The organism is Paenibacillus sp. SYP-B3998 (genome assembly GCF_010820665.1).
GTDB lineage: Bacteria > Bacillota > Bacilli > Paenibacillales > NBRC-103111 > Paenibacillus_E.
In genome coordinates, this window is the sequence record NZ_JAAIKC010000010.1 from 30,407 (window position 1) to 48,023 (window position 17,617).

15 protein-coding genes, 5 pseudogenes and 1 riboswitch are annotated in these 17,617 nt (G+C 38.4%); of the genes and pseudogenes, 5 read left to right on the forward strand and 15 right to left on the reverse strand.

All coding sequences use genetic code 11. The annotated features are described in order from the left end of the window. Positions 1-63: 63 nt before the first annotated feature. Positions 64-584, reverse strand: a pseudogene (locus tag GK047_RS21545) (transposase); the annotation flags it as partial. On the opposite strand from GK047_RS21545, the gene GK047_RS30700 reads away from it, so the two are divergent. After that, entirely contained in the window at positions 541-810 is a 270-nt protein-coding gene (locus GK047_RS30700; RefSeq protein WP_481856034.1) for a polymorphic toxin-type HINT domain-containing protein, read from the forward strand. The pseudogene GK047_RS21545 and the gene GK047_RS30700 overlap by 44 nt on opposite strands. A 377-nt stretch (positions 811-1,187) precedes the next feature. Further along, the gene (locus tag GK047_RS21555; RefSeq protein WP_163951611.1) at positions 1,188-2,024 is read left to right on the forward strand and encodes a DUF2599 domain-containing protein; all 837 of its coding nucleotides are present in this window, start codon (positions 1,188-1,190) and stop codon (positions 2,022-2,024) included. Positions 2,025-3,045: 1,021 nt separating this feature from the next. On the opposite strand, the gene GK047_RS21560 is transcribed toward GK047_RS21555, so the two are convergent. After that, positions 3,046-3,960: a helix-turn-helix domain-containing protein gene (locus tag GK047_RS21560; protein WP_163951613.1), complete on the reverse strand. Its 915-nt coding sequence runs from the start codon at positions 3,958-3,960 to the stop codon at positions 3,046-3,048. Between the two features lie 425 nt (positions 3,961-4,385). Between GK047_RS21560 and GK047_RS21565 the strand changes: the two are divergent. Further along, positions 4,386-5,616: pseudogene (locus GK047_RS21565) on the forward strand (IS110 family RNA-guided transposase). Positions 5,617-5,971: 355 nt separating this feature from the next. Here the strand turns inward: GK047_RS21565 and GK047_RS21570 are convergent. The 8 genes and pseudogenes from GK047_RS21570 to GK047_RS21595 form a co-directional block, all read right to left on the reverse strand. Continuing rightward, positions 5,972-7,135 (reverse strand): DUF4317 domain-containing protein, encoded by a 1,164-nt coding sequence (locus GK047_RS21570; protein ID WP_163951614.1) that lies wholly within the window; start codon positions 7,133-7,135, stop codon positions 5,972-5,974. A 345-nt stretch (positions 7,136-7,480) separates the two neighbouring features. Then, positions 7,481-7,705 (reverse strand): annotated as a pseudogene (locus tag GK047_RS30705) (transposase); the annotation flags it as partial. A gap of 286 nt (positions 7,706-7,991) precedes the next feature. Beyond that, complete coding sequence (locus GK047_RS21575; RefSeq protein ID WP_163951617.1) at positions 7,992-8,459, reverse strand: hypothetical protein; 468 nt, start codon at positions 8,457-8,459, stop codon at positions 7,992-7,994. A 170-nt stretch (positions 8,460-8,629) separates the two neighbouring features. After that, positions 8,630-8,830, reverse strand: coding sequence for a carbohydrate-binding protein (locus GK047_RS29815; RefSeq protein WP_240344091.1), 201 nt, complete (start codon positions 8,828-8,830; stop codon positions 8,630-8,632). Continuing rightward, complete coding sequence (locus GK047_RS30710; RefSeq protein WP_481856035.1) at positions 8,823-8,930, reverse strand: hypothetical protein; 108 nt, start codon at positions 8,928-8,930, stop codon at positions 8,823-8,825. The genes GK047_RS29815 and GK047_RS30710 overlap by 8 nt, the downstream gene beginning before the upstream one ends. Before the next feature lie 564 nt (positions 8,931-9,494). Next, a complete protein-coding gene (locus tag GK047_RS21585; RefSeq protein ID WP_163951619.1) occupies positions 9,495-10,514 on the reverse strand; it encodes a cysteine synthase family protein in 1,020 nt (339 codons plus the stop codon). A gap of 33 nt (positions 10,515-10,547) precedes the next feature. Continuing rightward, complete coding sequence (locus GK047_RS21590) at positions 10,548-11,399, reverse strand: DMT family transporter (RefSeq protein WP_163951621.1); 852 nt, start codon at positions 11,397-11,399, stop codon at positions 10,548-10,550. 494 nt (positions 11,400-11,893) lie between these two features. Then, a pseudogene (locus GK047_RS21595) lies at positions 11,894-12,013 on the reverse strand (ArsB/NhaD family transporter); the annotation flags it as partial. A 288-nt stretch (positions 12,014-12,301) separates the two neighbouring features. Here GK047_RS21595 and GK047_RS21600 point away from each other — a divergent pair. Beyond that, on the forward strand, positions 12,302-12,511 hold the full coding sequence (locus tag GK047_RS21600; protein ID WP_163951623.1) for a hypothetical protein: 210 nt from the start codon (positions 12,302-12,304) through the stop codon (positions 12,509-12,511). 290 nt (positions 12,512-12,801) lie between these two features. Here the strand turns inward: GK047_RS21600 and GK047_RS21605 are convergent. The 4 genes and pseudogenes from GK047_RS21605 to GK047_RS21620 all read right to left on the reverse strand — a co-directional run. Then, positions 12,802-13,184, reverse strand: a pseudogene (locus GK047_RS21605) (DUF1405 domain-containing protein); the annotation flags it as partial. A 278-nt stretch (positions 13,185-13,462) separates the two neighbouring features. Then, positions 13,463-13,663, reverse strand: a complete 201-nt coding sequence (locus tag GK047_RS21610) for a hypothetical protein (RefSeq protein ID WP_163951625.1) — start codon at positions 13,661-13,663, stop codon at positions 13,463-13,465. An 11-nt stretch (positions 13,664-13,674) separates the two neighbouring features. Beyond that, positions 13,675-15,069, reverse strand: a complete 1,395-nt coding sequence (locus tag GK047_RS21615; protein ID WP_163951627.1) for a sensor histidine kinase — start codon at positions 15,067-15,069, stop codon at positions 13,675-13,677. After that, positions 15,066-15,668, reverse strand: a complete 603-nt coding sequence (locus GK047_RS21620; RefSeq protein ID WP_346010374.1) for a response regulator transcription factor — start codon at positions 15,666-15,668, stop codon at positions 15,066-15,068. Before GK047_RS21620 ends, GK047_RS21615 begins: the two co-directional genes overlap by 4 nt. Before the next feature lie 747 nt (positions 15,669-16,415). Continuing rightward, positions 16,416-16,546: riboswitch (cyclic di-AMP (ydaO/yuaA leader) on the forward strand. A gap of 6 nt (positions 16,547-16,552) precedes the next feature. On the opposite strand from GK047_RS21620, the gene GK047_RS21625 reads away from it, so the two are divergent. After that, complete coding sequence (locus GK047_RS21625) at positions 16,553-17,038, forward strand: C40 family peptidase (protein ID WP_163951629.1); 486 nt, start codon at positions 16,553-16,555, stop codon at positions 17,036-17,038. A gap of 247 nt (positions 17,039-17,285) precedes the next feature. Here GK047_RS21625 and GK047_RS21635 read toward each other — a convergent pair whose 3' ends face one another. Then, the gene (locus GK047_RS21635; protein WP_163951631.1) at positions 17,286-17,486 is read right to left on the reverse strand and encodes a DUF2933 domain-containing protein; all 201 of its coding nucleotides are present in this window, start codon (positions 17,484-17,486) and stop codon (positions 17,286-17,288) included. Positions 17,487-17,617: the final 131 nt, after the last annotated feature.

The window sequence follows — 17,617 nt, forward strand, 5'->3', positions numbered from 1 at the left end:
AATTATAGACGTGCGGGACAGATCCAATCGTTAGAAATAGCAAATGGTAGTAGGAAAAAGGAGCTAAGCGGCTTGTACGTGCTTAGCTCCTTTGCTTTTTATGTCTACTGCTGCTTTCTTCAGCAGGTTGTGGGCAAGCGAAAGCCCCCCGACCTCTAAGGCTTTAGTCGATTCAGGAATCTTCACTGCGGAGTTTTTCACGCGCTTGGGTCTTTAATCGCAAATACTTCATGCTCACTTTGACTTCGCGATTGCCCACAGCTTTCGTGCACTGTGCTTTTAACGGGCATCCTTCACAACTTGCACTTCGGTAATGACGGTACTCGATTTCGTATCCACTTTCCGTTTTCTCCTTGCTCACTTTGCGGAAATGGATGGTTTGCCTAGCCGCGCATGTCCATGTATCTGATTCGGTGTTATAGGTCCAGTTGTCGATTTTGCTGACATCCTTTTGCCAAGTCTTACTCTTTTCACGGTGGTAGGTACTATATTTGACGATGCGTTGGCTTCTTCTCTTCACCGCCATATCCCGCATCAGCAATGATCGCGCTCAGCAGCTTGCCCAGTTGCGATTTTACCTTTTCAAATGAATCCATTACGACTTCGGAAGAGCATCCAATTTGGGTGTCCGGGAAGGGCTGGGTAGAAGCCAAGAACATTCGTAAAGGTGATTCTTTAGAAATCAGTAATGGATCCACATTACCTGTAGAGCAAATACTCATTACCAAAGAATATGCCAAGCTTTATAACTTTAGAGTTCAGGATTTCCATACTTACTATGTTTCAAATTTACAATGTATCAAGATATAAGAATGAAAAGATGTTCAAATTATTAAAATATACTAGAAAATTTAAATATAGTTGTAGACTGAGAAAATAAAATATTAGACTCACAGTTACATCGCTCAACTAAACATTCTTGTTAAGGCTAAGAATTACGGATATTGTATACGCGACAAACTGAGTTCACAACAGTATCCAGTTTTTAGTATTGGAGTCTATCTGAATACCCAAAGAGGTATAAATTGCAGAAGTGACTGGCAGAATGGCTGATGATTAGGGATTATCTGAATAAAACTACCATATTTTACTATGAGAAATTTCTGGTATATGTTACAGTTCTCTATGTAATACAAAATATTACCAATATAAGTACAATTTATCTACGAGGAAAAGAGGAAAGGTATATGAAAAAACTATTAAAAAAAGCCTTAATAATTTCTTGTGTTTGTACAACTGTAATACCAGGAGGTACTTTTGTATTTGCGAATAATAACCCAAATTCGCAAAATGTAAATGTTGAGCAAGAAAAAAGCATTCGGATTCTAACACCTAAAGTTAAAACCGAAACTGCAAAGGTATTTGATTATCAGCAAACAAAAGAAAAAAACACAAAAAAACACACTTTTAAAGTTACTCCTTCTGCTAATGACACAATCATTGAACTTCCATATGAATCCAATAATGGAATACACTTAAAATTGTATAAAAATAAAGAGGGTAAAACAGGTAATGCAGGAAATATCTATGATAAGAATGGTAATTCACTTGGAATATTTTCTGTTAACGTTGTTGATAAACAAAATACAGAAAATTTAATTACAAGTATCGATGCTAATATGTTGAAACTTACTGTTCAAGGTACTAATAGCACAGAACCATATGAAATCATGTTAACAACTGAAACTACATATTATTCAACTTATTTTAATAGTTTTGAATGGATAAATCGAGGTGGAACTTATCCAATATCTTTAAGTTTAAATCATACAAATTATATATATGAAGGATCAACTCAGTGGGATGCTGCTATAAGATCCGCAGATGCTTGGAGTAAAGTTGTAGCTGTACATAGTGGAAGTTCAAATTGGAGTAATGCAGGTGGTTTGGAAGATCAATTTAGTTGTCATGTTGGAAGTGCTCAATATAAAAACCCTTGGAATATAGAACCATCTAGACCAGATGTAAGTTATGCGGAGACTGTGGCTAACTTATGTAACCCTGGATCGGGTTATTGGGACTAAAAAAATCTGTATGGTGAAATTTAATAGTAAGAATATTAAAGGAGAAAAGCTTCCTAGCTATTTCGACATGGGTAAAATAGATTGCGATATTATATGGAGTGGTGGGCATGATAGGCTGGTTTGCCGTGCGAAACAATTGTGTTTTAGCCCTTTCGCTTTAAAACATTCCGATAGAGGCTCCAAGTTAAATCGCTCTATTAGTAACGAATACCGTAACTTTTCCCGAGAAGTATAGCGAAGGGCTGGAGAAAAATAAATGCATCATAATATTGTATTTGATTATTTTAGACCAATTTATATTTTCTTTATTATTATTCTTACTATTTTACTGATAAATACTATTTTTAAGAAAAATAGATTTAAATTAGTTAACGGATTTGTAATAATAAGTATTTCATTTATTTGTTTACTAGTGTCTATTTATTTGACTTACCTAGCTGGCATTTTAACTGACGAATTATCAGTGGCTGGTGATCCTTTTTCCTTTTTTATGTTTATTATAATAGTACTAGTGTCTATAATTAATTTTGTTGCTTATTTTTATAAAAAACCTGCATGATTTAAAAGATGCTTGCGACGAAGCTGTTGTAGAAATTTCAGCAGATTAGAAAGCAGATTACGTCGATTAGTATGTGAACGGACTGACAATTTAAACCCTCCCCATTTATTGGTGAGGGTTTAAAATTTAGTTTTTTCCATATGGCGCTAGTCGGGAATGGGAAAGTTCTTGTCATTTAATTTAAAAGTATTAAAGAGGTTACGATTTAGAACATTTGTTTCGTTATATATGATTACTTCATGGATAAATAAGTAATGAATAGTTGTATTTCAAAGGAGAAACTGAATCATTAGCCGCTAAGCTAACGGGACACGATAGTTGAAATAGAGTGAGTTCAAACAAAGGGCCATCCCGCAAAGGATGGCCTTAAAACTTGCCATTACAGACATTGAGGAGAACCGTATCGAAGGGTAGTAGTACGGATCATTCAGCTAACTGGGAACGTTAGTTCATGCTTCTTTCCTATTCCGCTTTAATTACAGGCAAGAAGTAATCAAGAATAATTTTCTGACCTTTTTCTATTGGTGTACAGTATCTTTCGTATGTGTAGACATCGCACCAATAAAAGTTTTCAATATCAATTTTGTATCCTGTTTTCTCAATTGCTTCGGAACAAATCAAGTACGCACTATCAATAATATCGTTTAAGTGATCGGCTTCAATCCATACTTTAGCAACCGTGCCAGCAGGTACATGTTCATCATACATATTTTCTGGAACAGGTGCATCAAGCTCTACAAATTTGCCTATGATATACTGGAAATGATCTCTTCCAACAAATTTACTCATATGCCCAAGTCCGATATAATCATCGATATCTTTGCATATCCATTGCTCAATTTCTTGAAATCTATCAAACAAGCCTTCCCTAAAAGCTGTCCCCCAGCACTCTTCTCCTGCCTTTTGAAACGAAGTTTCCTTCATCATACCGACAACTTTACGAGCGCCAAATTCTACATATTCGATTTTTCTTAGCTCAGCCATAATTCGTTTTCCTCCTACAATCCTAATATTTGTAAAGGAGGTGCGAGGGCATTCATTAAGCTGTACGCTGCCATTTCTAATATGAGTAGGAGAAACCTTGTGGTGTTCATTGAATGCTCTTGTAAAAGCGGCATGCGAATTGAATCCATATTTCACAGCGATGTCTATTATTTTCTCACTACTAGTTCTAAGCTCATAACCTGCCAACGTCAATCGACGCTTTCTTACATATTCACTGATCGTTATCCCTGTAATATATACAAAAATACGCTGAAATAAGGGAGCAGGACAACCTGCAATTTTAGATATAACACTGTAATCAACTTCATCTGAGCAAGGTATAATATTTTCTAGGTATTCCACGACACACTCAAAAGTATTTAAGTTATCCATTACGCCGCACCTCCTCTCGTATTAAAATTATATGACTTTGTTCGCAATATCACTTTACAAGAACTGTACATTTTTTGTAAAGAAAAACGCATTATTATAAAAAAATACTCTATTTATCTAACTTTCTTCGTTCAACAACATAATCAGATGAAAATACTGAAATTTAATAATTTATTAGACCATGAGATTGTTGAACTATCTTGCCCATTAATTCAACAAAAGGACGTAACCCAAGCCTTCGATTGGGTTACGTCTTCCTCATTATATTCCATTTCCAATTACAAATTAAAGAACGTTCTCAGGTAGCATGTAATGCTTAAAAAGGAGCCCTTGCTTAATCTAAGCACTAAGAAAATACTTTATTTTTCAGTCTAACACTTTATTTCGCCCCGACATTTAAATCACAAGATAAGCAAAATCAACTCATTGAAAACATTACCGTTAATCACATTGTTGTTGGTGTAGACATTGCTCAGAAGGCTCATGTTGCTAGAGCAGTTAACTTCCGTGGAGTCGCTCTCGGTAATCCTTTAGAATTTAGTAATGACGAAGATGGTTTCAAATCCCTCGACCGTTGGATTCGCAACTTGTTAGCTTCATAATAAGCTATCTCAAATAATCGTTGGTATGGAACCGACGGGTCATTACTGGCTCAGCCTTGCTGGTTGGCTCAAAAACAAAGCAATTGAAGCCGTGCTTGTTAATCCTCACCTAGTCAAAAAGAATAAAGAAAACCGCGACAATACACGTTCTAAAAGCGATAGAAAAGATGCTTTAGTTATTGCCGACATGGTGAAAAACGGCTACTATTCCCCCGTCCGTTTCCATTCTTCTGAGTACGAGGAGCTCCGCGTCCTGACGGCTAACCGAGAAACAGTCGTTAAAAGGCTTGTAAGTGCAGTTAATCAGATCCACCGCTGGGTCGACATTGTCTTCCCTGAACTGAGGCAAGTCTTTAAGATCTTAACTTGCAAAGGTGCATTGTTAACCCTTCGGCTTTTTCCTCTCCCAACTGATCTATGTAAACTAAGTCCTGACGATGTCAGTAAAGGATGGCAGAAATCCATGAAATGGCATTCAGGTGTGCGTAGAGCCCACCTACTCATCGATCTTGCCAAGCAAACCGTTGGTTCCAAACAGGCTGCACATGCTTACAAACTCCATCTAGAACAGCTTCTTGAGGAGCATGACTTAGCAACTAAACAGCTGCAAAGGATCGAAAAAGAAGCCAAAGACGTTGTTGAACGTATCCCCTATGCAGGCAAACTTCTTGCCATTACAGGTATAAGTGCAATTGCTCTAGCTGGCGTTTTAGGAGAGTCTGGTGATCTACGAGGTTTTGCACATGGGAACGCACTACTCCGCCATGCAGGTCTTAATTTGACTGAGGCAAGCTCGGGTAAATGGAAGGGACAAATGACGCTCAGTAAACGAGGCCGTCCACGCCTGCGTCACTTCCTCTATTTAATCACGATGTGCATGGTTATGAGTAATCAAGAATTTAAAGCTTTACACCAATATAATGTCCAAGTAAAAAAGCTTAAAAAGATGAAATCTATCATGAAGTTATGTGGAAAGTTAGCTCGCCTCTTAGTCGGTATGGCTCGTAGTGATGAAGCCTACAACCCAACTAAAATCTTTGCATTGACAGCTTAAAATAAACCTTACCCTCACGCAAGTTGGCGTATTCGCAGGATGACATAGAAAGCACGGAGTATCGGGATACGTTAAACAACACCACCTGTGATGTTTCATAAATAATTATAAAACGGAGCCCGCAAACCCGCGGCGCTCCGTTATTGTTGTTGCAGAATTGATTAGAATTTAAAGTGCGCCGGGGCGGAATTAGCAGTTTGTTGCAGAATTCGTTAGAAAAATATTTTAACCTTTCAGCTGTACATGCATAAATATACATTTATTTCAAACGAGCGGATTTGTCGGTGTGGCACCCGCCCAAATTAACAAAACTGAGCACGCCAATTGCGCCGTCTGCGTGAATGTTTTCCCTACTCTACAACGTCTCCGTACTGAGCGTAAATCCTTCGATCACGGCGTCTTCATCGACCTCGATCAAGATACATCGTTTTCCTTGATAATTCACCTGTTTCACGTACTTTAAATCTTGCGGACTGACTGAAATCGTGGCGATCTTCGTATCAATCTTAATCGATTTCGAATTGAACTTCGGAAGGACGCTGCTTGCTTTGAGTTCATAGTTTTTGTTGTCGACAACAGTTTGAAACGCTCGTTCCACCTTTTCCATCGTCACGTTTTCCACGCCGCTCACCGTTAGCATGCGTTCCACATCTTTATAGTCCAACTTCGGAGGTTCCTCCTCCTCGTTAGTCTCAATGACCCGATGAATTTCCTCGTACACGTGAGCGATCGTTGAAGCGTCGAGCTGATCTCCCGCCACTTCTTTCACGATTTCCTCAAAAATGGCTCTCTCTTCTTGCGCCGTCACGGTCTTCTCGGCATTCAAAACTTGCTCGATGAAATGCAAATTCGGTTCGTTGGCTTTACCCGTGCAATACAGAATGCGATTCATGTCGGAATAGTTGTCCGTCACACTTGGGTAGAAAAAACCTTGCTCCGGCGAGTTCAATTTAATGATCGGATCTACGAAGACATTATACTTGAATTCCCTCTCGACGTAATCAAACATGAGGGTTTTCCGCTGTTGCTCAGTGGAATTCACACTGCACAGAATGAACGGATTCGCGAACATCTCGTCCTTTTCGCTCTCCTCGGCTTCTTCATTCCTGATCTTGGTCGGCTTAAAATATTGTCCGTGGACGAAAGTAATGACCGTATCCCGTTCATATTTGGTATCCGCCAACATTTTCTCCACCAACAGGAGCATCAGATCTTGCCATTCTTCCGGATTACCAGTCACTATACCTTGATGGAGAAGCACCTGTGAAGGCGTCTCCGCTTCCTCCTGAAACTTTAACTCGAACATTTTCTGATCCAATTCGCCGGTCAGCAGTTTTTTGAAATTGACCATATATAGTTCCTGCTTCTCCCTGTCCAATAGGGAGAACGGCTGACGCTCGTAATGATAGATCTCGTTGCTTTCCTTCATGATATACACGTTAAGAATGTTGAAAATTTCAAGCATGTCGTAATCCAACTTAAGCTGCTTGCGAATATGTGCGAGTTCTTTCTTTATCATGGTCCTTCAGACGCTCCTATGAAGTAAAATGGCCTTACTAGTACTAACGATTGAATTAGAAAACTTGTAACGGATGATTTGCCATCCTGAGTGTTCACATCAAAACAAAAGCCCTTCATGAGAAGGGCTTTCACCGTTACTTCCCTTTATTTCCGTTCCAAACTTAGAGTGAATAGCACTCCACATGTCTCGTAATTAGTTTAATAACTCTACTTTTGAAGACTTGGATAAACTACTTCCTGTATGTTAATGCATTATTATAGATTTCTCAACAATTTTGAGAATCTATCCTCACTAAATCTGAAAATTTTCTCGAAAATTATGACAACACACAACAGTCCCGTGGATGATAATTTCTTGCTCTCCGTACTTGCTGATTACGATCTTCTTGCTCTTTCCATTAGGACTGTTAGTCGTTTTTTTGTTCTCTACTTCATATTTTTGGTAGCCTAAATACGTATCCATTTCAGCTTCTAAATAGATTCTTCAATGCATTTTGGGCATCTTGAGCCGATACCAACTTATTCTCCTTAATAACTCGCGAAGCTGCTGCTTTGTCCATAATCCCATTCATTTATTTATAGTATCATATTGTTCCCGACTATACACAGATGGCTGTTCTTACGGAACTTCGATGGTTGAACCATTTCCCTTAATATCTCATGAAATTATTATTTGTGCCTTCGTCGGCAATCGGTCTATATTCTTGGCATGTATCGGCTCGGCTATGTTCTTGTCAACCGACACTTATGTCATCATAAATGTCTAATTGTCTAATGACACAAATCTGCCTACATCGAGGCATTGAGGACAAAACAAAAACAACAAGATAATTGTTGTTTTTGTTTCCCTGCTATTACTTTACAATTGAAATAATTTTTAATCCAGCAAGATATTTTTCGGCTGCTCTTTTTTCATTGTCAAAACCAGAATTAATTGACAGCCTCACTGGCAAATGAGATATTTCATTTTTCTTGTATTTCTTTTCTTTATAAGGACAAATTATTTGATTTTTCTTCATAGATGCTACTACTTCTCTATTTTTACTAACATAGTACTCTAATGTGCTGTTTAATCCATCATCATTTTCATTTATAACAAATGAAAATAAATCACTATTGTTGAAATCATCATATTTAGTTACTGGTCGAATACCTTTTGCTGCATAATCACTTGCTATATTTATCCAATCATTAAAGTGGTTATTTGCAACCCTCTCGCTATAAAAGGGGTTAATATTATAAAAAGATTCTTTCCAAAATATATAGGCGTACGCATACGGACATATTTCTGGAAAATCCTTCTCCCTACTTATCTTATACAATCCTGAAAATCGCTTTATGCAATGACTATGATTAGATAAAATAGTTTTGAAAAGATACTTTTCAAAACTATTAAGTACATCTCGAGCTGTTTTATAAATCTCATCAAATAGATTTAAAACTAAGACTTCGGCTTGCCATATATCTGAAACTTTGAACTAGTTTCATAGGTTCAGGCTGGAAGATAGACGCCTACAAATTGGTCAGTTTGATCTGTACGTACTTGATCGATCGCATTTTGAACAGCCTGAGGTGTGTTGTTCGCCGGTGTCACTGGTGCTGTCTCATCGCCGTAGAGCCACGCATACCTAGACGTAAGATTGATCGATTTCGCGAACGCACCATTGACATATACATGGAGCGTGTTATCCATTTCCTCCTCCGTTTGGAGAATCTGGAATAGAGAAACGAGCAACGATCGTATTGGCACTTGCTTTCGTCGTAAATTGAACGAAACTGCCCGTAGTGTTCAACGTGGCTGCTCTTCTGCCCGAAGCTTCGCCTGCCAGATCGCCAATTTGGCAGTACGTGTGCGTTTTATGGATACTTCCCCCGTGTTTGCGGTCGTGTCAGCTATGCTGTACTACCCGCAAACGTATGGAATATAATCGTAATTGTTTCCTGATTTCACTTTGAAGTGGGCTCTTTTTTTATTTGTAATCGATAATGTGTTATCTCAAATCTACTTCTTAAGAGTTGCAAAAACCTGAGTCATATCTTCTATACTTGAAAATCGCTGATCAATATCTGCAGATATGCTTTTTATCAAAAAATTTTTAATGTGGTATTATACAGTAAAAAATAGCGGACATTTTCTCCATAAAATCGAGAAAAGGTCCGCCTAATTCAACTATATAAACTTTTTCAGTGCCTCGATGAATACAGGAGTCATTTCCTAACCGCATAACGTCTCTTTCTTGCTTTGTCCTTAAAAGAGGTCATAGTTCAGAAGAAAGATACTGCGGAACAACCCCTAACACTTTTGTTAAAGAAAAAGAAATCAATTCTCTGTAGAAAGTGCGACCAAATGTGTGCCATTATGAACTATAATGAAAACCTCCATCAGGGACGAACAGTTCCATATGAGTAATTGTTTGTTTTAATTCAGTTCGATCTAATAAAGTAATTCCCTTCGTATCAAGCCATTCATCATCATAAATTTGATCCAGATAGTTAATGCCCGTGTCTGGAATAATTGCCAACACCGTACTGGCATTACTGTGATTTAGATAAGATAGAGCAGCTATAACAGCTAATCCTCCTGATCCACCTATCATCAAACCATGCTCTCTGGCTAAGAGGCGACAAGTTGAGATAGCTTCTTGATCACTTGCCATACAAATGTGATCAATTACAGATAAATCGGTATTTTCCGTTCTCCAGCTTAATCCGACACCATTAATTAAGTAAGAATGGAACGATTTGTTAAAAATGGCCGAGCCTTTTACATCACAAGCTACAACTTGCACCTCAGGCTTCTTTGCTTTCATTAATCGACTAATGCCGCAAAGATGTCCACCTGTACTGACAGCTCCCACAACCGCATCCATCGGAAAATTGATTATTTCTTGAGCTGTGGTTTCAAAATGATAAGTAGGATTGCTAGGGTTATCATATTGATTTGGCCAGTAAGCATCTGGATAATTATTAAGAAGTTCTTTGACCTTTCTATATCTCGTCTTTTGATAGCCCCCATCCTCGTCTAATTCTGTTACCATTTCAGTTTCAGCGCCATAAGCTTTATACCACTTCAAAATAGATGGGCTAATCTTAGGGTCTACGACAATTAAGACACGAAATCGATACACTGCTCCGAGCATTGCCAAAGACTTGCCTAAATTTCCAGATGTGGACTCAATTAAAATCCCTCCCGGTTTTATTTCGCCTTGTTCCAGTGCTCTCTTGACCATGCCAAAGCCTGTACGATCTTTCACGCTAAAAGTAGGATTGAAATAGTCGAGCTTTAGAAACAGCTTTTTTCCAGATGGCACCAATTCATCTTCCAAAGCTACGATGGGGGTGTTTCCAATACATTCAGTGATATTGCGATAGATCATTACGGTCACCTCTTTTAATAATACGCAGATTTTTTACAGACGGGTAAGAATCAGGCCAAGAAAAAGAACGAAAAGTGAAATTGTTTGTAGGAGAGAAATGCGTTCGCGAAAAATCCAAATGGACAGTAAAGCCACAACAAGACTATTCGTCGAAAAAATAGGAGCAACAATACTTGCAGGACCATTTGATACAGCAATTACGTATATCTGCATTCCAAAAAAGGAGAATATACCTGATCCAAGCCCCCAATAGACTCCCGTCCGTTTTACTGTGCGTGTTAAATTTTTGTTTTTACGACGAAAAATCTCGATAGAGAACCATAGCAATGCAAAAAAATAGCTAATTAATAAAATCATCGCATTTGGTAAATGCAACTCTTCTGTCACTTTTAAGCCTCCGTTGCGAAGAAAAAAAAGAAAAGTCGCTGTAAGAACTAGCATATACCATCTTAAATTTCGGATACGCAATTTTTCATTAGGATCAATGGGCAGCATGAGAACGGCTAGAACAAGCATAGAGACACCTAACCATTCAAAATAAGAAAGTTGTTCTCCATATAGCGTTACAGATAGTCCAATTGTAAAAACAACATTGCTGTTGACTACTGGGGACGTTAGACTAGCTGGTCCATGTTCTAGTGCATGCATAAACAATAAATTTCCCATCGCAGTTCCAAATCCGATAACGAATCCTGCCAAAACAACTTCGACATTGATAACCCAACTGTCGGTAGAAAGAACCCAAACTAAAAATCCGATCGTGCCTGACAAATATAGCCCCCACAGCAAATGAGCAGTAGAGCCACGCTTGGTGGAACTGACTTTCATCATAAAGCCGCCCAGTCCAAACGTAAGTGAACTAAGCAGCGCAAGTGTGTACCACATTGTTTTAGTACCTCATTTAGCGCTTATACTTCACAAAGATAAATACTCTCTGTATATAGGCGCATTCTATCGATTTTCTCTTCACAAAAATGGCTCCAATCGTTCGTGCGAGGAGGTGAGATCAGCCAGTATAAAGGGACTTGCAAATTCAGAAGCCTCCTTAGAACAAGCGCCGTCTACAATTAAATAGCGATTCGCAAAAAGAGAGGTTGCAATTACAGGATGACGTAATAAACCTTCTTGCTGGATGGCTTGGCGGGTTCTCTCCAGCCGACCTGGTTCTACAGCTTCATGAAATTAAACATCGTCAATGTCCACCAATCGGAAACGCGGTAAAATATCCAATCGTTTTCCTCCTCCTCCTTGACTTATAGTTTTATTGGATGTGAATTACTTTTGTTGGTCTTTTTATAGCATAAATTACAAATATGTAGAAAATGAGGAGATGAAATGAATTTTGTGAAATTTCAGTTTTGCATTCGGTCTATTCTGAACACGATCATCCGTCCTGCATATTCCACGAATCCAATCCCGAAGAAATCGGCGGAAACGATATTTACCAAATTACTGACCACGAGCGCCAGCGATGTGGTATCCGCAAATATAAGGGCCGCCCCATCATTTACCGAAAAAAGCACGATGCAGTAGGGAGCCAACGACAACAGGCTTCCAGCACGAATGGCAGCCTGTTCAGATAGATGAATCTATTATAAAATTGGATGCGCCTCACTAGTGGTGCAGACTAAAGATGTTTTTATGAGAGCTAAAACCATTTTGGAGAAAAATATAGAGCTTCAAGATGTATTATTTACTGAATACACAGAGATTTGAATTAGATTATACAATGAAGATCCAGCAACACATCACCTAATCGAAAAGCATCGTAAAGACTTTGCCGCAATTTGCAATTTGCAATTATCTATAAGATACAGCAAGTAATTAAGTTTCCTGCACTAAATGCTATTGAAGAAAGCATCGAGATACTTAAATCATACAAATTATCATTTAGTCAAAAAATGATTTTGGCCCTAGAATTAGAAAAAATTAAAAAGAAAAATGCAATAAAACGAATGGCTGAAGGAACTACCGAAAAAGAATATGGTCATATTTGAGATAAAGTGGCGCACAAATTGGATTAGGTCCAGGATAACAATATGATAAAGCAAAGTACCTTTTTATAAACTCAGACAAAGGAGTTACTTGCTCACTAGACAGAGGAAAAGTCAGTATTACAAAGCATATAGCTTTTTAGTTGATTCTAAATATGATACTTTAAAGCCTAGTTGAGGCTGCTCTGTTTTAGGGAAAAATATTACACCAATATGATCAACAAGCATCGTTAACATTGCTAAGAGTTGCAACAAATGATAACTCGTCCCTTCTTTGTGAGACTTACACTTCTTCAATTGGGAAGTTCATAGATATCTCTCTTTCTTCTGAGACCAAGGTAATATGCCATAGCAACAGATAATATGCTTAGCCAAAATGTAAAATACCCTATGGGATCATATAATGGTTTAGGTCGTGATAACGGGGCATCATACCAAACAAATAATCAATGATGTCATTGTGGAGTATCCAAATGGCTGCTACGACTAAGTGTTTCATTTCAAAACGATAGTATGGGGTAAGCAACATTCCTTGTATGGCCATGACTGCATGAGAAGTTATCAACATATAGCCTTGCCATGATAACTCACCAGTTACAATAAGAACCAATAAATTCATAAACACGGCCCAGACCCCATATTTAAAAAGGGGCACTAATGCTAATGACTCCATCAGCGCCCAATCCACTTATTTTCACACTCAGTATCAAAAAAATCACTCTTATTATACTACAATATGTAGTATTTATGTTTAATATATAAGGCGGGTTTCAGAATCCCACCTATTTGGGAAAACATTGTCAACCATCCTTACACATTACGGATTGCATTTACGATAAGACGTTCAGATGTGAATCAATACCTATTCTTCCGATTAAACCAAGTATCGTCACAATAAAGAACGAGATCAAATATTTAGGCTGGAACCATATCCATCCCTACCTCTATAACAATTCATCTTCGTTTACTTATGTAATATACGAGCCCCCCTCCTATAGCAAGAGGAACAGTACCTATTACACATAGCTTAAGAAGTACAACAGTGTACGAACCAATCGAACTTGTTCGAAGCCAGTTTATCGCTGACAGGCTTAGGCAACATAACCCCATTACAATAAAGATGAGGGCGATCATCCAATCTTTCATTTTCATCATGCACCCTCCTCCTAAAGCTGCTCTGCCAATTTATCGCGAGGAAACAAAATATGAAATTGCGTCCCTATACCAAAGGTACTGTTTACTCTAATACTTCCACCTTGTGTTTCGACTAGTTTTTTTACGATCGCTAAACCCAAACCGGTTCCACCATGTTCACGAGAACGTGACTTTTCTACACGGTAAAATCTCTCGAAAATGTAAGCTATTTCGTCCTTCGGTATACCCATTCCAGTATCTGCAATAATAATTAGTAATTCTGATTGGATTTGATGGATCGTAATCATGATCTCCCCCTTCTCTGAATAACGAATTGCATTATCTAGGAGGTTGAGAAACACCTGTTCCATTCGATTACCATCAGCATATAGCATGGGTAGCTGCTGATCTACATGGGATAAAATTGAGATTCCTTTTTGTTTTGCCTTTAATGCAACTTTTTCAGTACAGCTCTCGACAATTTCATTCAGGTCGATCCATTCTAGGTCCAGGTTAAGCTTCCCTTCCTCCATTTTGGAGAGCTCAAATAAATCTTGAATCAAGTGTTTTAGCCTCACTGACTCTTGACGAAGAACATCAAGATATTGCTTTTTTTCTTCTTCCGTATCGTATAATCCTTCAGATAGTAGTTGCGTGTACCCTTCCAGGTATGTAATTGGCGTTCTTAATTCATGAGATATATTGGCTAAAAATTCACTTCGGTTCGCACGGTAGCGTTGTAGTTCCGTTGCAAGATCATTGATCGCTTGTGAAAGTGAGCCAATCTCGTCCTCAGATTCGACCTTAACACGAGCATCAAGGTCTCCTGTAGCCATCCGCCTCGAGACGGTTTCTATTTGAATTAAAGGCAGTGACATCCTTTTCGAGATAATGTAGGTTATACCTACTGCCAGTAATAGTGCGCCAATCCCTGCTAGAAGAATAAATTGCCTTGCCCTCGTTACTGACCTGTCAAGTTCGTCTAATGAAGAGAAAATAAAAACACTCCCCATATAGGCTCCCTCATGACGTAAGGGTTTGGCTGAGACCAGATATCTTTTATTGGAAGTAAAGTTTACCTCTTTTTGTAACGACTGACCGGAAGCTAGTGTACTTAGATCACTACTTGTTGCCAATATGGATTCGTATTCTTTCAACTGACCTGTTGAAGAGATAACCTCACCTTTGTTATCCATGATGTAAATACCCGCATTGGAAAGCTCCGACATCATATCCATCATGACATCTCCGTGAGATTCCATCATACTTACATAACGGGCAGACAGTTCATCAGCTTCTTTTAATATTTTATTGTGAATAAACCCAGCAAATATCTGATCAATGACAAAAGAGAAGATAAATAGCACAACAAGGAAGAGGATCATTATGGTAGCACCAAGCTTAGTTACAATACTGTTCCATCTCATTTCTTTTTACCAGCCGTATGGAACTTATAACCTACCCCCCATACAGTTTGTATGGGGTTATAATCCAAACCGGATTTTCGTGTTTTATCTCGAATATTTTTAATATGAGAGTCAACTGTCCTTACATCACCGAAGAAATCATGTCCCCATAATTTTTCAAGGAGCATATCTCTTGTATAGGCTCGATGTGGATTATCTGCTAGCAGACACAGTAAATCAAATTCTTTTTGAGTCAAATCCACATTTTGGTCTTTAATTGTTACCGTTCTTGCGTCCGGAGATATGGCCAAATTAGGATGCACAATTTTTTTTATTTCTTGTTCAGAGGTCTGAGCAATTAAAGCTCTTCGAATTAAGGCGAACACTCGTGCGATTAACTCTTCGGGTTCAAAAGGCTTTACTACATAGTCATCCGCACCTAAATTAAGCCCACGTACCTTATCCGATGTTTCCGTACGGGCCGTCAGCATTAAAATCAGCGTATTGTAAGACTCTCTGATCCTTTTACAAACTTCCCACCCATCCATATCCGGCATCATGATGTCTAGAATAATCATATCAAAATGCTGTTGACGAACTGCTTCTAAAGCATCAAGCACCGTTACTGGCCTCGTGAACTTGAAAACCGTTTTTCGAAAGATAAATTCGCAGTAGGTTCCTCATATTCCATTCGTCATCCACGACCATAACTCGTAAGTTCTTCATTGGTACTCAACCCTTTTTCCTTCTGCGTTTAACTATTATAATATCCACTAAATTTGTGGAAAGTATGTACTTCAAATAATTAATAACAAGGTAGATTTTATTCTACAGCTTGAAGTATATACTCCAAATAGAGAGCCCTGGGCTAAAAGTGATACCTAGGGCTATCGTTCAAAACATTTTTTACAACTGATTGACTCGAAACAACTTGAAGCTATAATCCTCTTTTGTTGATTTACGTGAACCTGATTGTATGCTGAGGGCATTGAGCCCTTACAAATTCATCCCATACTCAAATTAGACCCTCTCATGGGTAGTCAAAGTTTAACGCTTTAATATACTACATATTGTAGTATATTAATCTGATTCACGTCAATCTCAATGATGGTAAACAGGTTCTCTCATTTTTCTTGAAAAATTTAACTTCGGTTGCACCACGTAAAGGATCATATATAATATTGCACCCATCGTACCAACTCCAGCACCGTGATTGCTTTGTATTAGGTAAGACAAAATTACTCGTAGCTCTTAGAAGATCGCATACAGCCTGAATAATCTACCAAATCAATTAAACTCTCAAAATTTGAATAATATGTGTCAAAGCAGGAATAGGGAGATAGTAAGTCGAAATTAAAACTCGAAAATATAAAACAATGCCGAATCTTCTTTTGGGAAGAACGGGGGATCCATTTTTGGGGTGAATTGATCTTATTGATCGTAGGGAACCTTCAACCGAACCCTTCAGCTAACCTCGTAGGCTATCGGGAGGAGCAGTTTTCATTTGAAGAAGAAAGTTTCTTTGGTTTTATCCAGTGCTGTCTTACTGTTTTCACTAAGTACCGGGACCGCTTCGGCGAACGGAACTTTAGATGGTACAGTTGAAGAACTACTTGGAACCCCTTACAAATGGGGGGGGACATCACAGGAAAGTGGTTTCGATTGCTCGGGGTTTATTTTGAACGTATTCAAAGAATTCGAAATTGAGTTGCCACGCACATCTAAAACTCAGGCTAACGCTGGGGACAAAATTGCAAAAAGTGATCTTCGAGCTGGTGACCTCGTATTCTTCAACATTGATGGTAAAGGTATTTCACACGCGGGCATTTATATCAGAGACGGCAAATTTGCTCATTCTGCTAGTAATAAAGGGGTTAGTATCAGTAAATTAAGTGATTCTTATTATGCTAAAAGTTATGTGACTGCTCGAAGAATTGCTTCTGAAGAAGATTACCTACATATGATTACTGAACCATCTACTGCAGAGTGAGCACTTACCAAACTATGAAAAGCATCAGATTGAATTTTCGATCTGATGCTTTTTTATTTAAGATGAATAGCGAACGGGATCAAATTAAATTGCATTTATTGCATGCAAACGTGCTAAAAATGCTTTGATGCCTTCCTGCAAGTACCAGACGTTACTGCCTGAGTACATTGTATAAGCATGCTCCGTGATTGTGCTGAAATGTGCTAAGGAATGTCGCAAAATGAGTGCTTAAAACAAATTGAGGGGCTTATGTCCCCTCTTGATTTGATTTTAAATTATCTATTTCTCGCAGCCTGAGTTCAAGATTTTGAATTCTCAACTCATTTATCTCACGCTCGATTCGCTGATCTTGCTGGTGAGTTCCCTGACCTCCCCTTCCATACATTCCTTTCATCATAAATAGCATCATGATAGGACAAACCAGAATTAACAACCACGACCAGTCCATCTCAATCACTCCTTATATTTTGGATAATCGGTAATACGACAAGAGGATTAATTTTGGAATTGTTTACTTTACTGTCCTTAGCATTTTCTCGGAATGAGACATGTAACTGACGCTGATCAGGTCGTGGCTGT